This is a genomic window from Pseudomonas sp. TSO6, from assembly GCF_056098905.1.
In genome coordinates this window covers 46,308-67,912 of sequence record NZ_JBLZWV010000021.1, presented here as the reverse complement: position 1 = coordinate 67,912, position 21,605 = coordinate 46,308, and the positions used below count along the sequence as shown (strand labels likewise).

The 21,605-nt window shown below is 62.9% G+C and carries 18 protein-coding genes and 1 other RNA gene; 9 read left to right on the top strand and 10 right to left on the bottom strand.

Translation table 11 applies throughout. The annotated features are described in order from the left end of the window. Nucleotides 1–37: 37 nt before the first annotated feature. Nucleotides 38–586 (top strand): adenine phosphoribosyltransferase, encoded by a 549-nt coding sequence (locus ACN6NG_RS07275; RefSeq protein ID WP_019473383.1) that lies wholly within the window; start codon nucleotides 38–40, stop codon nucleotides 584–586. Between the two features lie 128 nt (nucleotides 587–714). On the opposite strand, the gene recR is transcribed toward ACN6NG_RS07275, so the two are convergent. From recR to dnaX, 3 genes are all read right to left on the bottom strand, one after another. Beyond that, on the bottom strand, nucleotides 715–1,317 hold the full coding sequence (recR, locus tag ACN6NG_RS07270) for a recombination mediator RecR (RefSeq protein WP_016498636.1): 603 nt from the start codon (nucleotides 1,315–1,317) through the stop codon (nucleotides 715–717). Between the two features lie 220 nt (nucleotides 1,318–1,537). Then, nucleotides 1,538–1,873 carry a YbaB/EbfC family nucleoid-associated protein gene (locus ACN6NG_RS07265; protein WP_041167979.1) on the bottom strand — a complete coding sequence of 112 codons (336 nt, stop codon included), beginning with the start codon at nucleotides 1,871–1,873 and terminating at the stop codon, nucleotides 1,538–1,540. A gap of 64 nt (nucleotides 1,874–1,937) precedes the next feature. Continuing rightward, entirely contained in the window at nucleotides 1,938–4,013 is a 2,076-nt protein-coding gene (gene dnaX, locus ACN6NG_RS07260) for a DNA polymerase III subunit gamma/tau (protein WP_063423138.1), read from the bottom strand. Between the two features lie 148 nt (nucleotides 4,014–4,161). Here dnaX and ACN6NG_RS07255 point away from each other — a divergent pair, with 148 nt between their 5' ends. After that, nucleotides 4,162–4,905 carry a substrate-binding periplasmic protein gene (locus ACN6NG_RS07255; protein ID WP_373873713.1) on the top strand — a complete coding sequence of 248 codons (744 nt, stop codon included), beginning with the start codon at nucleotides 4,162–4,164 and terminating at the stop codon, nucleotides 4,903–4,905. 181 nt (nucleotides 4,906–5,086) lie between these two features. Here ACN6NG_RS07255 and ACN6NG_RS07250 read toward each other — a convergent pair whose 3' ends face one another. After that, nucleotides 5,087–5,362 carry a hypothetical protein gene (locus tag ACN6NG_RS07250; protein ID WP_063423139.1) on the bottom strand — a complete coding sequence of 92 codons (276 nt, stop codon included), beginning with the start codon at nucleotides 5,360–5,362 and terminating at the stop codon, nucleotides 5,087–5,089. A 392-nt stretch (nucleotides 5,363–5,754) separates the two neighbouring features. Between ACN6NG_RS07250 and ACN6NG_RS07245 the strand changes: the two genes are divergently transcribed. Beyond that, on the top strand, nucleotides 5,755–5,934 hold the full coding sequence (locus ACN6NG_RS07245; RefSeq protein ID WP_063423140.1) for a hypothetical protein: 180 nt from the start codon (nucleotides 5,755–5,757) through the stop codon (nucleotides 5,932–5,934). Between the two features lie 15 nt (nucleotides 5,935–5,949). Here the strand turns inward: ACN6NG_RS07245 and ACN6NG_RS07240 are convergent, their stop codons facing one another. Then, nucleotides 5,950–6,438, bottom strand: a complete 489-nt coding sequence (locus tag ACN6NG_RS07240) for a DUF2938 domain-containing protein (RefSeq protein ID WP_474313351.1) — start codon at nucleotides 6,436–6,438, stop codon at nucleotides 5,950–5,952. 82 nt (nucleotides 6,439–6,520) lie between these two features. Between ACN6NG_RS07240 and ACN6NG_RS07235 the strand changes: the two genes are divergently transcribed. The 3 genes from ACN6NG_RS07235 (at nucleotide 6,521) to ACN6NG_RS07225 (ending at nucleotide 8,159) form a co-directional block, all read left to right on the top strand. Next, nucleotides 6,521–6,931: a helix-turn-helix domain-containing protein gene (locus ACN6NG_RS07235; protein ID WP_063423142.1), complete on the top strand. Its 411-nt coding sequence runs from the start codon at nucleotides 6,521–6,523 to the stop codon at nucleotides 6,929–6,931. A gap of 98 nt (nucleotides 6,932–7,029) precedes the next feature. Beyond that, nucleotides 7,030–7,455, top strand: coding sequence for a hypothetical protein (locus ACN6NG_RS07230; protein ID WP_063423143.1), 426 nt, complete (start codon nucleotides 7,030–7,032; stop codon nucleotides 7,453–7,455). Between the two features lie 143 nt (nucleotides 7,456–7,598). After that, on the top strand, nucleotides 7,599–8,159 hold the full coding sequence (locus ACN6NG_RS07225) for a hypothetical protein (protein WP_240979164.1): 561 nt from the start codon (nucleotides 7,599–7,601) through the stop codon (nucleotides 8,157–8,159). A 132-nt stretch (nucleotides 8,160–8,291) separates the two neighbouring features. On the opposite strand, the gene ffs is transcribed toward ACN6NG_RS07225, so the two are convergent. The 5 genes from ffs to ACN6NG_RS07200 all read right to left on the bottom strand — a co-directional run bounded on the left by ffs (nucleotide 8,292) and on the right by ACN6NG_RS07200 (nucleotide 16,490). Beyond that, nucleotides 8,292–8,388: signal recognition particle sRNA small type (ffs, locus tag ACN6NG_RS07220), an RNA gene on the bottom strand. A gap of 292 nt (nucleotides 8,389–8,680) precedes the next feature. Beyond that, a complete protein-coding gene (gene ligA, locus ACN6NG_RS07215; protein WP_063423145.1) occupies nucleotides 8,681–11,011 on the bottom strand; it encodes an NAD-dependent DNA ligase LigA in 2,331 nt (776 codons plus the stop codon). A gap of 232 nt (nucleotides 11,012–11,243) precedes the next feature. Continuing rightward, nucleotides 11,244–12,134: a cell division protein ZipA gene (gene zipA, locus ACN6NG_RS07210; protein WP_049272885.1), complete on the bottom strand. Its 891-nt coding sequence runs from the start codon at nucleotides 12,132–12,134 to the stop codon at nucleotides 11,244–11,246. 204 nt (nucleotides 12,135–12,338) lie between these two features. Continuing rightward, nucleotides 12,339–15,827: a chromosome segregation protein SMC gene (gene smc, locus ACN6NG_RS07205; protein ID WP_063423146.1), complete on the bottom strand. Its 3,489-nt coding sequence runs from the start codon at nucleotides 15,825–15,827 to the stop codon at nucleotides 12,339–12,341. Nucleotides 15,828–15,830: 3 nt separating this feature from the next. Continuing rightward, nucleotides 15,831–16,490: a GntR family transcriptional regulator gene (locus ACN6NG_RS07200; protein ID WP_016498621.1), complete on the bottom strand. Its 660-nt coding sequence runs from the start codon at nucleotides 16,488–16,490 to the stop codon at nucleotides 15,831–15,833. A 268-nt stretch (nucleotides 16,491–16,758) separates the two neighbouring features. Between ACN6NG_RS07200 and xdhA the strand changes: the two genes are divergently transcribed. From xdhA to xdhC, 3 genes are all read left to right on the top strand, one after another. Beyond that, nucleotides 16,759–18,213 carry a xanthine dehydrogenase small subunit gene (xdhA, locus tag ACN6NG_RS07195; protein ID WP_063423147.1) on the top strand — a complete coding sequence of 485 codons (1,455 nt, stop codon included), beginning with the start codon at nucleotides 16,759–16,761 and terminating at the stop codon, nucleotides 18,211–18,213. Next, on the top strand, nucleotides 18,206–20,605 hold the full coding sequence (gene xdhB / locus ACN6NG_RS07190; protein ID WP_474313348.1) for a xanthine dehydrogenase molybdopterin binding subunit: 2,400 nt from the start codon (nucleotides 18,206–18,208) through the stop codon (nucleotides 20,603–20,605). The genes xdhA and xdhB overlap by 8 nt, the downstream gene beginning before the upstream one ends. A gap of 149 nt (nucleotides 20,606–20,754) precedes the next feature. After that, nucleotides 20,755–21,600 (top strand): xanthine dehydrogenase accessory protein XdhC, encoded by an 846-nt coding sequence (gene xdhC, locus ACN6NG_RS07185; protein ID WP_016498618.1) that lies wholly within the window; start codon nucleotides 20,755–20,757, stop codon nucleotides 21,598–21,600. Nucleotides 21,601–21,605 lie beyond the last annotated feature (5 nt).

Here is a 21,605-nt window from a genome sequence, read left to right as displayed (position 1 = left end):
ATACTTGGGCATTCGTTTTCCCAGGATACCCGCACCAATGCACAGCGACGCCTTCGACCTCAAAGCCCTGATCCGCCCGGTAGTGGACTTCCCCAAACCGGGCGTGATCTTCCGCGACATCACCCCGCTGTTCCAATCGCCGCGCGGGCTGCGCTATGTGGCCGACCAGTTCATCGAGCGCTATGTCGAGGCTGAGTTCAGCCACATTGGTGCCATGGACGCGCGGGGCTTTTTGATTGGCTCGATCATCGCCCACCAGCTGAACAAGCCGCTGATCCTGTTCCGCAAGCAGGGCAAGCTGCCGGCTGACGTGCTGAGCGAGGGTTACCAGACCGAATACGGCGAAGCCTTCCTGGAAGTGCATGCCGACAGCCTGTGCGAAGGGGATTCGGTGTTGATCTTCGACGACCTGATTGCCACGGGCGGTACGCTGCTGGCGGCGGCCAACCTGGTGCGTCGTACCGGGGCGCAGGTGTTCGAGGCGGCGGCGATCATTGATCTGCCGGAGCTGGAGGGGTCGCGCAGGCTTCAGGCCGCGGGTGTGCCAACCTTCTGCCTGACCGAGTTTACCCTCAGCGAATACTGAGTTGGCTTTTGGGGCTGCTTTGCAGCCCATCGCGACACAAGGCCGCTCCCACAGGATGTAGCAGTGCTTCCCTGTGGGAGCGGCCTTGTGTCGCGAATGGGCCGCAAAGCGGCCCCAGCATTTTTGAATCAGAGCGAAATTGGCCGGCGCCCTGCAAAGGCATGGGCCAAGGTCCCGCCATCCACCATCTCCAGCTCGCCGCCCAGCGGCACGCCATGGGCAATCCGCGACGCCATCAACCCCTTCTCGCTCAGCAACTGCGCGATGTAATGCGCCGTCGCCTCCCCTTCCACTGTCGGGTTGGTCGCCAGGATCACCTCGGTGAAGGTGCCCTGCTCCTCGATGCGCGCCATCAGCTGCGGAATGCCAATTGCCTCCGGCCCCAGGCCGTCCAGCGGCGACAGGTGCCCCTTGAGCACAAAGTAGCGGCCACGGTAGCCCGTCTGCTCCACCGCATAAACATCGGTCGGCCCCTCGACCACGCATAGCTGGGTATCGTCACGGCGCGTGTCGGCGCATTGCGGGCACAGCTCCTGTTCGGTCAGGGTGCGGCACTGGCGGCAATGGCCAACCCCTTCCATGGCCTGGGTCAGGGCCTGGGCCAGGCGCAGGCCGCCGCTGCGGTCACGCTCGAGCAGTTGCAAGGCCATGCGCTGGGCGGTTTTCTGGCCGACACCTGGCAGGATGCGCAGGCCGTCGATCAGTTGGCGGATGAGGGGGCTGAAGCTCATGGGGATGGCCTGACAAATCAATAAGAGGCGGTTTATACCCAGCGTGGGCAGTGGCGTCAAATCACGTCATCCCAAGTCTACGCGGCCTGCAGTTATGTGAGAGCAACTGCCTTGCACAAAACAGTTGCCCCCACATGAAGAGCAGACCGCGCCTGAGCTGAAATCTTCGCAAAAAAAACCGCCGCTGATGTCAGCGGCGGTTTTGGGTATCGCAATGCCCTTAGAACGGCATCTTGAAGCCCGGTGGCAGTTGCATGCCGGCGGTCATGCCGCCCATCTTGTCCTGGCTGCTTTGCTCGATCTTGCGCACGGCATCGTTCAGCGCGGCGGCAATCAGGTCTTCAAGCACTTCCTTGTCGTCCTCGTCGGTCGACATCAGGCTTTGGTCGATGCTGACGCGCTTGACGTCGTGACGACCGGTCATCACCACGCTCACCAGGCCGCCACCAGACTGGCCGGTGACTTCGGCGTTGGCCAGCTCTTCCTGCATTTTCTGCATTTTTTCCTGCATCTGCTGGGCCTGCTTCATCAGGCCGGCCATGCCACCTTTCATCATGGGGGTATACCTCGATTGGGTCATGTGATGCGGCCTGGCGCAGGGCCAGCCGCATGGTTATCCGTTACTGGCCCTGTTTGGCCAGGGCCTCTACAGGCTCAATAGTATCCTGCCGCACCTTGGCACCGAACAACTTGATCATCTGCTGGATCAACGGATCCTGCTCGATCGAGGTTACGGCGTCCTGCTGGCGCTCTGCACGCTTGCGCGACGCCGCCTGGGCCGGGGTTTCCTGCTCGGGCAGGATCAGCTCGATCCGCAGGTTCAGCGTGCGCCCCAGGTGCTGGTTGAGCGCTTCGTTCAGGCGCCGCTGTTGGGTCGTGTTGAACAGCGCGCCCTGGCCAGGGTCCAGGTGCAGCAGCCAATCGTCGCCATCGGCGGCAATCAGCGTACAGTTTGCAGCGATGTTGCCTGTCATCCCGGACACAGGCAACTGTGGGAATAATTCCAGCCATTGCAGGGCCAGCCCAGTGGCCGGCTTGGCTGCCGGCAGCGGTTCGGCAGCCGGCTTGGACACCTCTTCCTGCACATGTTCGGCCAACTCGTCCAGGTAGCTGAAACCGACCGGGTCGCTTTCACCACCGTAATAGTCTTCGTCCAGCGGCGGCTCATCGTCGCGATCCATGCCTACGGCTGCGTAGGCGGAGGGATCGAAAGGCGGCTCGTCGTGGGTCGCGGTGGCCTGTGGTGCCGGCGCAGGGGCAACAGGCTCGGGCGCTGGTGCGGACACAGGCGCAGGTTCAGCCGCTACCGGCGCGGGTGCAGCTGCCGGCTCGTCCCACGGCAGGTCGACCACCTCTGCGACAGGCTCGGGTACGGAAATGGCCTCGATCTCGGCCTGCAGCTCAACGTCTGGCTCGGCCTCCGGCTCATGGTCGGCTGTCGCAGGTGCAGGCACCTCCAGCTGTGGGGCGGCCGCTACAGGCTCTGCCGGTACGGCCGCGACAGACGATGAGGGCTCGGCCGACGCCGAGGCTGCCACCGGCGCTGCAGGATCAGCTGTGGCTAGGCTGATCCCCACTGGCTTTAGCACCGGTTTCGGCGCATCGTCGGTATCGGCCGGGCGGAACGCCAGCATGCGCAGCAGGACCATCTCGAAGCCACCACGCGGGTCTGGCGCCAACGGCAGGTCTCGGCGACCTATCAGGCCCATCTGGTAATAGAACTGCACGTCTTCGGCCGGCAAGGCCGAAGCCAGCGCCAGCACCCGCTCACGGTCGCCTTGGCCGTTGTCCACCGCTTCAGGCAGCGCCTGGGCAATGGCCACACGGTGCAGCACGTTAAGCATTTCGGCCAGCACCCCAGCCCAGTCCGGGCCCTGTTCGGCCAGGTTGCGCACGGCCTCCAGCAAAGCCCGGGCATCGCCTTCGAGCAACGCCTGCAACACGCCATAGACCTGGCCATGATCAAGGCTGCCAAGCATGGCCCGCACATCCGCGGCCAGCACCTTGCCTTCGCCAAAGGCGATGGCCTGGTCGGTAAGGCTCATTGCGTCACGCATCGAGCCATCGGCCGCACGGCCCAGCAGCCACAGGGCATCCGGCTCGAACGGCACGTTTTCGGCAGCCAGTACATGGCTGAGGTGTTCAACCACCCGCTCCGGGCTCATGTTCTTCAGCGAGAACTGCAGGCAGCGCGACAGGATGGTGGCCGGCAGCTTCTGCGGGTCGGTGGTGGCGAGGATGAACTTGACGTAGGGCGGCGGCTCTTCCAGCGTCTTGAGCAAGGCGTTGAACGAGTGGGTCGAGAGCATGTGCACTTCGTCGATCAGGTAGACCTTGAAGCGCCCACGGCTCGGGGCGTACTGCACGTTGTCCAGCAGTTCGCGGGTGTCCTCGACCTTGGTGCGGCTGGCGGCGTCGATCTCGATCAGGTCGACGAAGCGGCCTTCGTCGATTTCACGGCACACCGAACAGGTGCCGCACGGCGTGGAGGTGATGCCGGTCTCACAGTTCAGGCACTTGGCGATAATACGGGCGATGGTCGTCTTGCCCACGCCCCGGGTACCGGTGAACAGGTAAGCATGGTGCAGGCGCTGATTGTCCAAGGCATTGATCAAGGCCTTCAGCACATGGGCCTGGCCGACCATTTCGCGGAACGAGCGCGGACGCCATTTACGTGCAAGAACCTGATAACTCATCGAAAAACCATCGTAGCCTGATAGAGCGGAAGATCGCTAATGCTAGCGGAGCGGTGGCAAAATTGCACCCTGCGCGCGTCGTCTACGCTTTGAGGCAGGCGCGTTATTCAGGGAGGATACGCCTTTGCCAATTCTGCTGGCGCTTCTGATGCTCTGGTCCGCTTACAGCCTGGCGGAACAGCCGGTGCTGCGTTTCTCGGTGGCAGAGAGCTGGAGCATGCCACTGGTGCGCCTCGAAGGCGACCAGCCAGTGGAGGGGTTGCTTTACGACCTGACACAGGCCGTTGCCAAGGAAGTGGGCGCTCGTCCCAAGTATCACGTCATGGCCCGCCTGCGCCTGGAGGAGGCCATGAGCAGCGGCGACATCGATGTGCGTTGCTACGTCAGCACCCGATGGCTCAATGACCGCCCGGGGGATTTTGTGTGGAGTATCCCGCTGATTCACCAGCGCGACGTGCTGGTTGGCCGCGTCAGTGACAGCACCCCGATGCCGCCAGAGCAGCTGTCACCCCAGGCTATCGGCACGGTGCTGGGCTACACCTATTCAACCCTGCAACCGCTGCTGGACAAGGGCCAGCTGCACCGTGAGGACAGCCGCAGCCAGTTGCTGGTGCTGCAAAAGCTGCAGGCCGGGAGGTATCGGCATGCGGTGAGCAACCAGCTGTCGTTGCAGTGGTTCAACCAAGGCTTGCCAGCCGGGCAGCAATTGCAGGCGTTGGCGGTGCTGGAAGAACAGGATTTGGGGTGCATGGTGCGCAACGACCCGGCGATACCGACACAAGCGCTGTTGCGGGCGCTGGTGAGAATGAAGCAGTCGGGGGAGATCGAGCGGATTGTGCAACGGTATGGGGGAGCGGGCGACCCGGACAATATGTCTGTGGCCCGGCCCTAACCCGGTGCACTTGATGGAAGGCAAACCCTCGCGAAGCTTGCGCGCCCCCCTGTGGGAGCGGGTTCACCCGCGAACACCGGCAAAGCCGGTGCCATCCACCGCGGCGCCTGCTTCGCGGGTGAACCCGCTCCCACAGGGTTACTCGATATCCCTGCTATCCCGACTTACTTCAAGACCAAAATCACTGGCTTCCACGCTCAAACGCCAATGCCACCGCATCCGCCTGCCCCCAGGCAATCTGCATGGCCCGCAACCCATGCTCCAATAATTGCCTGGTTTCTTCGTCCTGAATGCGCTCAAGCGCCCGACGGCTATCGCTGTAGGCGAACATCAGGTAGTGGGAAACATTCATCAGCGCGAACTCCATCGGCACGATGCCTTCGCTGATGGCGCGGGAAAGGGATTTGCATTGGGGAAGATCGAAGACGTGGGGTGGATCGGGGACCAGCTTTTTCATGACAGCTCCGTGTTGGCTGTGTTGTCCCCTTCTGCTTCCACGCATTAGGGTGGCAACTGTACGCGGGGTGGAAGACCAGGCACACGGTAGACCCGGCAGGTACGAATACCTCCCGCGCACAGCCGCCATAAAAGACAACTGTCCCGTGTGCCGCCCAGGCTTCCACACCCGATCGCTGAACTGACAGCGACCGCAAAAGCCTAGTGGGCGGGGTTTCCCGGAGCAATCAGACGGGAGTCGACGGCGATCGTAGGATAATTCGCTGCACTTATATGGGCCGTAGGAGTTTTCTCAGACTGGTGTCAGATCCATCTAAAAACACACCATGCCTGCGATTGCCAAGGTTATTGCAGGCATCATCCCGCTAGTCATCCACCCACAAGGAATCGCAAATGCGCCGCACCACCCAAGCACCCTCCGAGAACATGAAGGGCGAAGCCGAGATACTCGACGAGGAATTGCGCAAGCTCAGAGCATATTCCCCCTGGACGGACGTGCTCCTATTCTGCCTCGGCGCAGCTTCTACATTGGGAATGCTGATTGCGGGGATATTCATTGCAAGATGGCTCTGACCAAATTGGTCGCACTCACACCATAGCCAGCAACCCCGCACTCAAGAACAACCCCACCCCAAACACACAATGCGTAACCAGGCTCTTCAGGCAGTTACGCGCAGGCGTCGGCGTTGTGGACGCAAAGAACCCCGCCCCCATCGCCGGCTGCATGAAGCACAGCGGCGCCACGACCGTCCCCACACCGACAGCTACCGCAGGCAGCAAAGTAGGCGACAGCAACCAACCCTCTCCTACGATCACAACCAGCAGCACCGCGAACAGCACGCCGATGGCGTAATGAATCACCCATCCCCACACCAGCTCATTTCGCACCGGTTCGGCCTTGGCAATCGCTTGATGCCGTACGCGCCCGTTGAGCAAATGCCCCGCCCAACGCCCGACCATGGCGAAGTTCAGTGTGGCCACACCCAGCCGCCTCAGCAGCAACCCCCACAGGTCCATCACTACCGTGGCACCGATGCCAATCGGCAAAGCAGCTAGAAACATCGCAGTAAACGTCATTGAACAAGCCCTCGAAGGTTGACGGTCAATACCCATGCCGCGCAGCATAGAAGTTGAAGTCAACTTCAAGTCAAGGACCCGAATGGACATTGCCGACGTCGCAAAACGCACAGGCGTACCCGCATCGACACTGCGTTACTACGAGAAGAAAGGCCTGCTCAAGTCGCTGGCCGGGCGCGGCCAGCGGCGGCAGTTTGCGGCTGATGTGGCAGACCGGCTGGCTCTGATCGCCCTAGGGCAGGCTGCGGGATTTTCGCTGGATGAAGTGGGGGCGATGCTGGTGGACCTGCAGGTCGACCGGCAGATGCTGATCGCCAAGGCGGACGAGCTGGATGCGCGAATCAGGCGGTTGCAAGCGATGAGCAAGGGATTGCGGCATGCGGCGCAGTGCCCGGAGGAGGATCATCTGGCATGCCCGAAATTCCAGCGGCTGATGAAGCTCTCGGCGGCTGGTCTCGGAAAAAACAGAGGCTGCATTGGCCTGACTAGATGATGGCACAATGATTCTAATGCGCCACCACTCAGTGTAAAGTTACGCGCCTCGACGCCCAGCCGTGCGCGAGAACAGCACTTACACTTAGGAAATGTTGCATGTCCACAATTAGAAATCTGACCGCCGCCGCCCTGATAACGCTTACCACTGGCTGCGCTACCGGCCTCAATTCGGCCCAAGAGTCGGAACTTGCCAGCTACCGCGCCAAAAACCTCGCGGTTGAAGAAAAAAACCCTGGGCTTGCTGCTGGCCTCGGCCTGCTTCCAGGAGGAGGTTCGTTCTATGGTCGCGCCTACGGTTTTGGCGTCGTGAACCTGTTGTTCTGGCCTCTTTCCATTCTCTGGGACCCAGTAAGCGGGCATGACGCCGCAGAGTTCATCAACTACCAGGCCACCAAAGCTCACGTTGCAACGCTTAAGAAGCATGACATGGACGAGCTAGATGCCAAGCTGGAGTCCGACGCGATCGACCTCAAGCAGTACACGCTCGACAAACGCAGGATCGATGACAAGTACAACCTGTAAGGGCTGCCGATCAGCGCAACGCTCGGCATGAGCAATACACGTTCCGATGATGCCGCTCAGCGCGGACGTTGAAACCACTGAGGCCATACACGACGTATGGCTTCTGTCTTGTGTGACTGACATACCATTCAAGGATTATTCGAGTGAACAACTTCCGTCTGTTTCTAGCCTCGGCATTAATTGCGCTTTGCACAGGCTGTGCTTCACCTGCCCAGATCTCTGGAATGTCCGTAGTATCGGATCAAACCGATGCGCAATTCTATGACCAACGCCTGCATCGCAACATCCAGGTGACCGAGGTCAATGGCGGAGACACCACCAATCCTCTCTGGACTTCGGAAATTGACGGCCCCGACTTTGGCGCAGCCCTCAAGCAATCACTTGCCGGTGCCGGCTTGCTAGGCGAAGGTTCCACTGCCTACACGCTGCGCGCCAACCTGCTACGCGTCGATCAGCCGATTTTTGGCGCGGATTTCGAAGTCACCTGCGAGGCTGAATACACACTGACCGAGTCAAGTTCAAACACCGTCATCTTCCGAGAGATCATCCGGACGCCATTCACCGCCGGGATGGGCGACTCGCTTATCGGGATCAAGCGCCTTCGCCTGGCCAACGAGGGCTCGGCTCGCACCAATATCAGCACGCTGATGAAGCGCCTCAAGGCGCTCAACCCTGAGGCCAAGCAAGTCTCCTTGAAGCAATAAGGCCTGTTCGTTTGGCTGAGCGATAGCGTGCCACCTGAGAGCGCACCGCTGGGCGCAGCCAAACGCTGTCACACTTCGAGACTTTCTTGAGGGAGACGTCCTTGAACATTCAAGGGCCTGAAATGGAGGCGGCCCCACCAGCCACACCCCGGCACTCGATGTTCCCGCTATGGCTGCTCCCTTCCGGGCCTGACCAGGTTAACGGGTAATCAATGCGGGGGGACCGATGGGGCCACCACTACATGCCTCGCTGAGCAGCGAGTGGCGCCATTGTACCGGTCTTGAGGGCAGATACAACCTCTGAGGTAGAAAAAGTCATCATTTCTCAATGACTTGTCAGGCGCATGGGCGCTGAGCCGGCGCGCAAACCTGTGGGAGCGGGCGCGCCCGCGAAGAAGGCAGCGCCGTGGATGGCACCGGCTTTGCCGGTGATCGCCGGCAAGCCAGCTCCCACAGGGACCGTACAAGCTCTGAATCTTGGTATCGAGCCAGAATGTTTGGGCCGGGGATAGCGCAGGGCTTCAGATAGCAATGCCCTGTTCGGCCAGGAAAGTGACGAAGGCATCTTCGTCCAGCACCTTCACGCCCAGCTCAGCGGCCTTGGCAAGCTTGGAGCCTGCCCCTGGCCCTGCCACCACGCAGTGGGTCTTGCCAGACACCGAACCGGCCACCTTGGCGCCCAGGCTTTCCAGCTTGTCCTTGGCGATGTCGCGGCTCATGCGCTCCAGCGTACCCGTCAGCACCCAAGTCTGGCCGGCCAGCGGCAAGCCCTCGGCTACCTTCTTCTCGCTGCTCCAATGCATGCCGAACGCCAGCAACTGGGCTTCGATGTCCCGCGCCAGCTTCTGATTCGCTTCATCCTTGAAGAACTCACGCACGGCGTCAGCCTGCTTGGCCGCCAGGGCTTGGCGCAGGTCGATGCCGTCGGCGGCGATGATCTTGTCCAGGCTGTCCAGCTTGGCCACCAGCTTCTCGGCACCGGTCGGGCCTACCGAGGCGATGTCGAGCTTGGCGATCATCCCGGCCAAGGTGGTGCTGGCAGCGAATTCGGCAGCCAGTTCACCTTCGTCCTGTAATTGCATGCCGCTGGCCAGAAGCTGTTCAATGACCTTCTGGTTATGCTCGTCTTCGAAGAAGTTGTGAATCTCGTAGGCCACTTCCAGGCCGATGTCCGGCAGGTAGGTAAGCACCTGCGGCAGCGCCTGCTGCACACGCGCAAGGCTACCCAGCGAGCGGGCGAGTACCTTGGCGGTCTCTTCGCCTACATCCGGAATGCCCAGGGCGTAGATGAAGCGCGCCAGGCTCGGGCGCTTGCTGGCTTCGATGGCATCGAGCAACTTCTTGCTGGACACCTCGGCAAAGCCTTCAAGGCCGACAATCTGCTCGAACTCCAGCTTGTACAGATCCGCCGGCGAGCGGATCAGGCCTTCGTCCACCAGTTGCTCGACGCTCTTCTCGCCCAGGCCGTCAATGTCCATGGCACGGCGCGACACGTAGTGAATGATCGCCTGCTTGAGCTGGGCGCCACAGGCCAGGCGACCGACACAGCGGTACACCGCACCTTCGCTGGTGGTTTCCTTGCCTTTGCTGCGCTTGACCAGCTGGGTACGCTCGACCTGCGAGCCACACACCGGGCACTCGCTGGGCACTTGTACCGGGCGGGCATCTTCCGGGCGGCGCTCCAGCACGACTTGCATCACCTGCGGGATCACGTCACCGGCACGGCGGATAATCACCGTGTCACCAATGCGCAGGCCCAGGCGGGCGATTTCGTCCATGTTGTGCAAGGTGGCGTTGGACACGGTCACACCGGCAACCTTGACTGGCTTCAGGCGCGCCACTGGCGTTACCGCACCTGTGCGGCCAACCTGGAACTCGACGTCCAGCACCTCGGTAAGCTCTTCCATGGCCGGGAACTTGTGGGCAATTGCCCAGCGTGGCTCACGGGCTCGGAAACCCAGCTCGCGCTGGGCCGCCAGGCTGTTGACCTTGAACACCACGCCGTCGATTTCGTAAGGCAAGCTGTTGCGCCGCTCGCCGATGTCGCGGTAGTAGGCCAGGCATTCATCGATGCCGGCAGCGTGCCTGAGCTCGCGACTGATCGGCAGCCCCCAGGCCTTGAGCTGCTCGAGGGTGCCGATGTGGCTGTCGCCGATGCTCTCGGACACCTGGCCAACGCCATAGCAGCAGAACTCCAGGGGGCGGCTGGCGGTAATCTTCGAGTCCAGCTGACGCAGGCTGCCGGCGGCGGCGTTGCGCGGGTTGGCGAAGGTCTTGCCGCCGGCTTCGGCCTGGGCCGCATTGAGCCGGTCGAAACCGGCCTTGCTCATGTACACCTCACCGCGTACCTCCAGCACCGCCGGCCAGCCCTGGCCCTGCAGTTTGAGCGGGATGTTGCGCACGGTGCGCACGTTGGCGCTGATATCCTCGCCGGTGGTGCCGTCACCACGGGTGGCGCCCTGCACCAGCTGGCCGTCGCGGTACAGCAGGCTCACCGCCAGGCCGTCGAGCTTGGGCTCGCAGCTGTAGTCAACCGCCCCGGGCTGGTCGAGGCCTTCTACCACGCGGCGACCGAACTCACGCAGGTCGGTTTCTTCGAAGGCGTTGCCCAGGCTGAGCATGGGCACTTCGTGGCGCACCTGGCTGAAGGCGGACAAAGCCTGGCCGCCGACGCGCTGGGTTGGCGAATCGGGGGTTACCAAGTGGGGGTTTTCAGCCTCAAGCGCCTTCAGTTCGTTGAACAGGCGGTCGTATTCGGCATCGGGCACGCTGGGTTCGTCGAGCACGTAGTAGCGGTAGTTGTGCTGGTCGAGTTCGGCACGCAGTTCGTGGATACGGGTTTCGGCGGTCATTTTCAGGGTCTCTTGCAAAGCAAAAAGAGCAGCCTGGGGTGGTGTCTGGGGCCTGGATTGGTAATTGCCTGACCCGACCCTATCGCCGGCCAGCCAGCTCCCACAGGTACACCACGAGCCTGGAAGGCAGTGGTACTCCTGTGGGAGCTGGCTGGCCGGCGACAGGGCCGGGTCAGGCAGTAACTCCCGAACCGACCAGCACGCCCTCAGGCTGCTCTTTCGTCTGGATCTGTCAGCGCTTCTGGGTCAGCGCACGGCGCTCGAACTCGACGATGCGCTGGCGGTAGTGCTCGATGGTCTGGGCCGTCAGCACGCTGCGCTGGTCGTCCTTGAGCTCGCCGTTGAGTTCGTGGGCCAGTTTGCGCGCCGCGGCGACCATCACGTCGAAGGCCTGCTTCGGATGACGCGGGCCCGGCAGGCCTAGGAAGAAGCTCACCGCACGGGTGCTGAAGTGGTCGATGTCGTCCAGGTCGAACACGCCAGGTTTTACCGCGTTGGCCATGGAAAACAGCACTTCGCCGTGGCCGGCCATGCTCTCGTGGCGGTGGAAGATGTCCATTTCGCCGAAGCGCAGGCCGCTTTCCAGAATATTCTGCAGCAGTGCCGGGCCTTTGAAGCCGCCCTCGTCACGGGAAATAACGCTGATCACCAGCACTTCCTCGGCCGGTGGCAGCTCCTTGAGGCTGGTGGCAGGCGCCGGGCTGCTGCTGCGGGTGTTGTCGGCGGCAAAGTCGTCATCGCTGTCGGCAAACAGGTCCGGCTCGCGCGTGTCGGCACTCAGGTTCAGGTCACCCTGCTGCACATCCGCCGCTGCGGTGGCGCGCTTGTTGCGCTTGCTGGCCTTGGCCGGCTTGGGCTCACGCTCGCGATCACGCGAAGAAGCGCTGAGCGACGGCAGGTCGCTTTCGTCCAGCTCAGGCTCCTTGTGGGTGTCCAGCACACGCGACGGGCCGAGCACTTCGGCGCTGCCACCCTCTTCGTCCGGCTGGTTGGAATAACTGCGATCCAGACGGAATTTCAACTTGCCTTTCCCGCCGCGCATGCGGCGCCAGCCGTCGAAAAGAATCCCGGCAATGACAATGATGCCGATGACGATCAGCCACTCGCGCAGACCGATTTCCATGTAATCCCGTGCCTCTATAAAAATATGCTTGAAAACAAAGGGTTCAAAGCCCTTTAACACGTGGCGCCAACTCTATGTTCTGACAGGCGTTTTACCCACGCAAAAAACGAGTGACATTAAGCTAGCACGACCAAAGACAACTTTACACCGTCTGTCGCACATGACGGGGCATTTCGCTCCAGAATGTGCCCCCATCGTCGCACATCAAGCGTCGACCATGGCCATGGCCGCCTCCACATCAACTGCAACAAGACGTGAACAACCTGGTTCATGCATGGTCACCCCCATCAATTGGTCCGCCATCTCCATGGCAATCTTGTTATGCGTGATGTAGATGAACTGCACGCTTTCACTCATTTCCTTGACCAGGCGCGCGTAACGCCCGACGTTGGCATCGTCCAGCGGTGCATCGACCTCGTCGAGCATGCAGAACGGTGCGGGGTTCAACTTGAAGATGGCAAACACCAGCGCCAAAGCGGTCAGTGCCTTCTCGCCACCGGACAGCAGATGGATGGTGCTGTTCTTCTTGCCCGGTGGTCGCGCCATGATCGTCACCCCTGTATCGAGTAGATCTTCGCCCGTCAGTTCCAGATAAGCGCTGCCACCACCGAAAACTTTTGGGAAAAGTGCCTGTAATCCGGCATTTATCTGATCAAAGGTATCCTTGAAGCGGTTGCGCGTTTCCTTGTCGATCTTGCGGATGACGTTTTCCAGGGTCTCCAGGGCCTCGACCAGGTCGGCGTCCTGCGCGTCCAGGTAGCGCTTGCGCTCGGACTGCTGTTCATATTCCTCGATGGCGGCCAGGTTGATCGCGCCCAGGCGCTGGATGCGTGCTTCGAGCTGCTCCAGTTCCTGTTCGGTGCCCTGCTCGCTGGCCTCGGCCTCCAGGGTGGCGAGCACGCCTTGCAGGTCGTAGCCGTCGGCCAGCAACTGCTCCTGCAGGGTCTTGCGTCGTACATCCAGGCCCTGGCACTCCAGGCGCAGTGTTTCCAGCTGGCCGCGCAGCAGTTGGGCTTGCTGCTCGGCCTGGGTGCGGCGTTTTTCGGCATCACGCAGTTCGCGGTCGGCTTCGTCCATGTGCAGGCGGGCCTTGCGCATTTCCTCGTCAACGCTCATGCGCCGCTCCAGCAGCTCTTCGAGCTTCAGGCGCAGTTCTTCCTGGGGGGCCTCGCCCTCTTCCAGGTTCAGGCTCAGTTGCTCCTGGCGCTCGGTCAGGCGCGCGGCCTGCTGTTCCAGGCGCTCCAGGGCCTGATGAGTAGAGTCGTGCTGGGCGCGCAGCGAACCCAGGCGCACGGCCAACTGGTGGGCGTGGTCCTTGTGCTGGCGAGCCTCCTGGCGTACCCGGTCGAGGCCTTCGCGCAGGGTGTCGCGGCGAGCCATCAACTGCTCGCGCTGCTCGGTGTCCTGGGCCATCAGCTCCAGGGCTTCCTGCAGCAGCAAGCGCGCTTCACCTAGCTGCTCATGCTCCAGGGCGCGCTGCTCTTCGAGCTCGGCCAGTTCTTCAAGCAGGCGTCGACGGCGCAGCTCGACCTGCTCGGCCCGGGCACGGCTGGCCGACAGGCTGGCGTTCAGTTCGCCATGCAGACGGTTTTCTTCCTGGGTGCGGCGGCGCAGCTGTTCGCGCTGCTCTTCCTGGTCCAGCTGCTGCTCGCGCAGGGCCTGCAGCTGTTGCTCCAACTGCTCCAGTGCCGCTTCCTGCTCATGTTGCTCCAGGCCCAGGCGCTCGATCTCCTGGCCACGCGCCAGCACGCCGCCTTCGGCTTCACCGCCACGGCGCACCCGCAGGAAGTGCTGGCCTACCCAGTAGCCATCGCGGCTGACCAGGCTCTGCCCTTCGCCAAGCGACGCGCGCTGTGCCAGCGCCTGGGCCAGGTCTTCCACAGGCTTGACCTGGCCCAGCCAGGGCGCCAGGTCGATACGGCCCTCGACCTTTTCCAGCAGGCTGCCGGGCAACGACGCACACTTGCCGCTGGCCTGCAGCAAGCGCAGTTCACCTTGCTCAAGGCCTGTGAAATCGAGCGTATCGAAATCATCCACCAGCACGGCCTGCAGATCGGCGCCAAGCACTGTTTCTACTGCCAACTCCCAACCCGGCTCTACCCGCAAGCCTTCAGCCAGGCGTGGCTGTTGTTCCAGGCCTTGGCCTTGCAGCCAGTCTGCAGCACCTGCGCCAGGTTCCAGGGCAGCCTGCTGCAAGGCTTCGAGCGAGGCCAGACGACCACCCAGGCGCTGCAGGTCGCCCTGCGCCTGCTGCTGGGCCTGGGTGGCCTGTTGCAGTTGCTCGCGCGCGCCTTCCAAGCGCTCCACTACCTGCTCTTCGGACAGCTGCAGTTCTTCCAGCAGCATTTTACTGCTGGCCAATTGCTCGGCCAATTCGAGCATGGCGGCATCCTGCGGGTCACTACCCAGTTGCTCGCGCTCCTCGCCCAGCTTGCGCTGGCGCTCGGCCAAACGCTCCAGGCTGGCTTCCAGCTGTTGCAGGCGCGCCTGCTGCACTTCGGCCTGGCGGCGTGGCTCGGCGGAGCGGCTGTTGAAGCTGTCCCACTGCTCCTGCCAGCCGTGCATGCCCGACTCGGCTTCTTCAAGGGCCGCGGCGGCCTCTTCGGCGGCGGCCAGGGTCATTTCCTGCTCGGGTTCGAGCATGGCCAGCTCTTCGCCCAGGGTGGCCAGCAAGGTGCGGTCGTGGCCCAGGTGCGATTCGGTCTCCAGCCGGGTGCGCTCGGCTTCCTTGAAATCGTCCTGCAACTGGCGCAGGCGCTGCTGGCCGTGCTGGATACTCTGTTCGACCCGGGCAATGTCACCGGCTACCGAGTAGAAGCGGCCCTGCACCTGGTTGAAGCGTTCAGACAATTCATGGTGGCCATCGCGCAGGCGCTCGATGCTGGCATCGGCATTGCGCTGCTCGGCCACCAACGCCTCATGAGAGACATCCTGATCGCCAATCACCGACTCGCGCTGGCGCACCTGCTCGTCCAGGCCGCGCCAGCGCAAGGCCGACAGGCGTGCCTTCGACTGGCGCTCCTGGGCCTTGTACTCGCGGTACTTCTCCGCCGCCTGGGCCTGGCGGTGCAGGCGCTCCAGCTGGCGCTCAAGCTCTTCGCGCAGGTCGGTCAGGCGCGCCAGGTTTTCCTGGGTGCGGCGGATGCGGTTCTCGGTTTCGCGACGGCGCTCCTTGTACTTGGAGATGCCAGCGGCTTCCTCGATAAAGTTGCGCAGCTCCTCGGGCTTGGCCTCGATCAGCTTGGAGATCATCCCCTGCTCGATGATCGAATAGCTGCGCGGCCCCAGGCCGGTACCGAGGAAAATATCGGTGATGTCGCGCCGGCGGCACTTGGTGCCGTTAAGGTAATAGCTGTTCTGCCCGTCGCGGGTGACCTTGCGGCGGATCGAAATTTCGGCGTAGGCGGCGTACTCGCCTACCAGGGTGGTTTCGCTGTTGTCGAACACCAGCTCGATGCTGGCCTGGCTGACCGGCTTGCGGCCACTGGAGCCGTTGAAGATGACGTCGGTCATCGATTCGCCGCGCAGGTTTTTTGCCGAGCTCTCGCCCATCACCCAGCGCACCGCGTCGATGATGTTGGACTTGCCGCAGCCATTGGGGCCGACCACGGCCGCCATGTTGCTGGGGAAATTGACCGTGGTCGGGTCGACGAACGACTTGAAGCCGGCCAGGCGAATGCACTTCAGGCGCATCGGTCAGCCTCGGGCCAGCGCCGCCAGCACCAGTTCGCAGCTGCGCTGGCCATAGGCGGTAAGCACCTCGCGAATGCGCGGCAGGTCGCGTGCGACAACGGCGTCGAGCAGGCGGGCGAACAGGTCGAGGTAGTCGATCATGTTGGCCTGGCGCTGGTCCAGCGACAGGTAGTAGGCACGGCTCATGGCCGGCTGCAGGTTTTCCACGGTTTCCTGCAGGAACGGGTTGTCGGCGAACGGATAGGCTGCGCGCATCACCGCGAAGCTATCGGCGACAAACGTCTTGATGTCGAGCTGGTCATGGGCACGCTGCAGGCGCTGCTGAATATCCAGAAACGGGCGCAGGTCGGCATCAGTGCGCCATTTTTGCGCAACCGCATTGCCCAGCAGAATGTAGAACTCGCCCATCAAGGAACACAGGCTGCGCACGCTGCGCTCGTCCAGCACGGTCACGTGGGCACCCCGACGCGGCAAGATCGCCACCAGGTGCCGGCGCTCGAGGATCAACAACGCTTCGCGCACCGAGCCACGGCTGACGTTCAGGGCCAGGGTCACCTTCTGCTCCTGGATACGCTCGCCTGGCGCCAGCTCGCCGCGGATGATGCGTTCGGCCAGGTAATCGGCAATCTGCTCGGAGAGGCTGTCCGGGGCCTTGAACGTCATGGTTTTCCTTCAAAATCATTGAACTGGGCACAAGGGCCGGATTGTAGCGTACTTGGGCGGTAATCGCGCAGAGGGGCCAGGCGGTTTATTTGACCTGCCAGACAGCCGCGCGCCCGGCGCGATCTATGCTTGCTATAGAGGCAATGTGTTCGGCCGGGCGTTGATCCGAGTAATTTCCTGACCTTTGAGTCAGAAAAATATTGACCTGATAGACAGGTGTTGCTTAGAGTCCGCCCAACAACAATAAAACCATTGCGAGGCCATCCCCGTGATCCAGTTTCTCGTCAACCAGGAGCTGCGTAGTGAGCACGCCCTGGACCCGAACATGACGGTGCTGCAGTACCTGCGCGAGCACTTGGGCAAACCCGGCACCAAGGAGGGCTGCGCCAGTGGTGACTGCGGCGCCTGCACCGTGGTCGTCGGCGAATTGACCCAGGACGAACAAGGCAACGACAGCCTGCGCTACCGCAGCCTCAACTCGTGCCTCACCTTTGTCTCGTCGCTGCACGGCAAGCAACTGATCAGCGTCGAAGGTCTCAAGCATCAGGGCCAATTGCACAGCGTGCAACAGGCCATGGCCGATTGCCATGGCTCGCAATGCGGCTTCTGCACCCCAGGCTTTGTCATGTCGCTGTTCGCCCTGCAAAAGAACAGCAGCGGCCCCGACCTGCACCAGGCCCAGGAAGCCCTGGCCGGCAACCTGTGCCGCTGCACCGGCTACCGCCCGATCCTCGACGCCGCCGAGCAGAGCTGCCGCCAGCCCTGCCGCGACCAGTTCGATGCCCAGCAGGCGCACACCATCAGCCGCCTCAAGGCCATTACGCCGACCCAGACGGGAGAGCTGAACAGCGGCGACAAGCGTTGCCTGGTGCCGCTGACCGTGGCCGACCTGGCCGACCTGTACAGCTCACACCCCGAAGCCCGCCTGCTGGCCGGCGGTACCGACCTGGCCCTGGAAGTGACCCAGTTCCACAAGACCTTGCCGGTGATGATTTATGTCGGCCACGTGGCCGAGCTCAAGCGCATCGAAAAAACCGCCAGCCACCTGGAAATCGGCGCGGCCACCCCGCTTACCGACTGCTACGGCGCACTCCACGAGGAGTACCCGGACTTCGGCGACCTGCTGCACCGCTTCGCCTCGCTGCAGATTCGCAACCAGGGCACCCTGGGCGGCAATATCGGCAACGCCTCGCCCATCGGCGACTCGCCGCCCCTGCTGATTGCCCTGGACGCGCAGATCGTGCTGCGCCAAGGCGAGCGCCAGCGCACGCTGGCACTGGAAGACTACTTCATCGACTACCGCATCACTGCCCGCCAGGACAGCGAGTTCATCGAGAAGATCATCGTGCCTCGCGCCACCAGCGACTGGGCGTTCCGCGCCTACAAAGTGTCCAAGCGCCTGGACGACGACATTTCTGCCGTGTGTGCGGCCTTCAACCTGAGTATCGAAAACGGCGTGGTCAGTGGTGTGCGCATCGCCTTCGGCGGCATGGCGGCCATCCCTAAACGGGCCCGCGCCTGCGAAGCCGCATTGCGCGGCAAGCCATGGAACCAGGCCGCCATCGAACGTGCCTGCCAGGCCCTGGCCGAGGACTTCACCCCGCTCAGCGACTTCCGCGCCAGCAAGGAATACCGCCTGCTGACCGCGCAGAACCTGCTGCGCAAGTACTTCATCGAACAGCAAACGCCGCACATCGAAACCCGGGTGACCGCTTATGTCTAACCATCACGTAGCCAAGAGCCAGGCCGAGATGGCCGAGCTGTTCAGCCAGGACCTGACCACCGGGGTGGGCCGCAGCGTCAAGCATGACAGCGCCGACAAGCATGTATCCGGCGAGGCGCTGTACATCGACGACCGCCTGGAATTCCCCAACCAGCTGCACGTCTATGCGCGCACCGCCGACCGCGCCCATGCGCGCATTTTGCGCATCGACACCACGCCGTGCTATGCCTTCGAGGGTGTGCGTATTGCCATCACCCACGAAGACATTCCCGGCCTGAAAGACATCGGCCCGGTGGTGGCCGGCGACCCGCTGCTGGCCATCGACAAGGTCGAGTTCTTCGGCCAGCCGGTGCTTGCCGTGGCCGCCCGTGACCTTGAAACCGCACGCCGTGCGGCCATGGCCGCCATCGTCGAATACGAAGACCTTGAACCGGTGCTGGATGTGGTCGATGCGCTGCGCCAAAAGCACTTCGTACTCGACAGCCACACCCACCAGCGCGGCGACTCCGCTGCCGCCCTGGCCACAGCCCCGCACCGCATTCAGGGCACCCTGCACATCGGCGGCCAGGAACACTTCTACCTGGAAACGCAGATTTCCTCGGTGATGCCTACCGAAGACGGCGGCATGATCGTCTACTGCTCCACGCAGAACCCCACCGAAGTGCAGAAACTGGTCGCTGAAGTGCTCGACGTGCCGATGAACAAGGTGGTGCTGGACATGCGCCGCATGGGTGGCGGTTTTGGTGGCAAGGAAACCCAGGCCGCCAGCCCGGCGTGCCTGTGCGCGGTAATTGCGCGCCTGACCGGCCAGCCCACCAAGATGCGCCTGCCGCGGGTCGAAGACATGACCATGACCGGCAAGCGCCACCCGTTCTACGTCGAGTACGACGTGGGCTTTGACGACACCGGCCGGCTGCACGGTATCAACTTCGACCTGGCCGGCAACTGCGGTTACTCGCCCGACCTGTCGGGCTCGATCGTCGACCGCGCCATGTTCCACTCCGACAACGCCTACTACCTGGGCGATGCCACCGTGCATGGCCACCGCTGCAAGACCAACACCGCCTCCAACACCGCCTACCGCGGCTTTGGCGGCCCGCAGGGCATGGTCGCCATCGAGCAGGTAATGGACCATATCGCCCGCCACCTGGGCCGTGACCCGCTGGCGGTGCGCAAGGCCAACTACTACGGCAAGACCGAGCGTAACGTCACCCACTACTACCAGACCGTCGAGCACAACATGCTCGAAGAGATGACCGCCGACCTGGAAGCCAGCAGCGACTACGCCGAGCGCCGCGAGTCGGTCCGCCGCTTCAACGCCAACAGCCCGGTGCTGAAGAAGGGCCTGGCGCTGACGCCGGTCAAGTTCGGCATTTCGTTCACCGCCACCTTCCTCAACCAGGCCGGTGCGCTGATCCACATCTACACCGATGGCAGCATTCACCTGAACCACGGCGGCACCGAGATGGGCCAGGGCCTGAACACCAAGGTGGCCCAGGTAGTGGCGCAGATCTTCCAGGTGGACTTCAGCCGCATACAGATCACCGCCACCAACACCGACAAGGTGCCCAACACCTCGCCGACCGCAGCCTCCAGTGGCGCCGACCTGAATGGCAAGGCAGCGCAGAACGCTGCCGAAATCCTCAAGCGGCGCCTGACCGAGTTTGCCGCACGGCACTATCAGGTAACCGAGGAAGACGTCGAGTTCCGCAACGGCCATGTGCGCATGCGCGACCAGATCGTCAGCTTCGAGCAACTGGTGCAGCAGGCTTACTTCGCGCAGGTGTCGCTGTCCAGCACCGGGTTCTATCGCACGCCGAAAATCTTCTACGACCGCAGCCAAGCACGCGGCCGGCCGTTCTACTACTACGCCTTCGGCGCTGCCTGCGTGGAAGTGATCGTGGATACCCTGACCGGCGAATACAAGATGCTGCGCGCCGACATCCTGCACGACGTGGGTGACTCGCTTAACCCGGCCATCGACATTGGCCAGGTGGAAGGCGGCTTCATCCAGGGCATGGGTTGGCTGACCACCGAAGAACTGGTATGGAACGCCAAGGGCAAACTGATGACCAACGGCCCGGCCAGCTACAAGATCCCGGCCGTCGCCGACATGCCGCTGGACCTGCGGGTGAAGCTGGTGGAAAACCGCAAGAACCCGGAAGACACCGTGTTCCATTCCAAGGCCGTGGGCGAGCCGCCGTTCATGCTCGGCATTGCGGCCTGGTGTGCGATCAAGGATGCCGTGGCCAGCCTGGCCGACTACCGCGTGCAGCCGAACATTGACGCGCCGGCGACACCGGAGCGGGTGCTGTGGGGTTGTGAGCAGATGCGCAAGGTGGTGGCTGCCACTCAGCCTGTAGAACAGCAACTGGAAACCGTCACTCACTGAGGTTGGGTGGGCGCCTGTTCGGGCCCTATCGCCGGCAAGCCGGGCTCCCACAGGTGCTGCACCGCTGGCAAGCTCTGTGCTGTATTTGTGGGAGCCCGGCTTGCCGGCGATAGGGCCCGAACAGGCCACCTGGAATGAGGATCTGCATCATGCACCAATGGATCAACGCCCTCGCCGACCACCAGTCCCGTGGCGAAGCCTGCGTGCTGGTGACCATCATCGAGGAGCGCGGCTCGACCCCGCGCAACGCAGGCTCGAAGATGGTGGTCAGCGCCAGTGGCCTGTTCGACACCATCGGCGGCGGCCACCTGGAATACAAGGCCCTGCACATCGCCCGGCAAATGCTCGAAGAGCAGCGTACCACCCCACACCTGGAGCGCTTCAGCCTTGGCGCCAGCCTGGGCCAGTGCTGCGGCGGCGTCACCGTGCTGCTGTTCGAGCCCATGGCCGCCGTGCAGGCGCAGATCGCCGTGTTCGGCGCGGGCCATGTCGGCCGGGCTCTGGTACCCTTGCTCGCCGCGCTGCCCTGCCGGGTGCGCTGGATCGATTCGCGCGAACAGGAATTCCCCGAGCTCATCCCCAACGGGGTGACCAAGGTCGTCAGTGAGGAACCGGTCGACGAAGTCGCAGACCTGCCACCAGGCTGCTACTGCATCGTCATGACCCACAACCACCAGCTCGACCTGGAGCTGACCGCCGCCATTCTCAAGCGCAACGACTTCACCTGGTTCGGCCTGATCGGCTCGAAGACCAAACGGGTCAAGTTCGAGCACCGCCTGCGCGAGCGCGGCTACGACGAGGCCGTGCTGGCGCGCATGCGCTGCCCGATGGGCCTGCCCGAGGTAAAGGGCAAGCTGCCCATCGAAATCGCCGTGTCCATCGCCGGCGAAATCATCGCCACCTACAACGCCTGCTTCGGCCAGCACGACGCTGCTGCCAATGCCGGCCCCATTGCCCAGTTGCTGCCGCCCTCCCGGCGCAGCCAAGCTATTTGACGAGT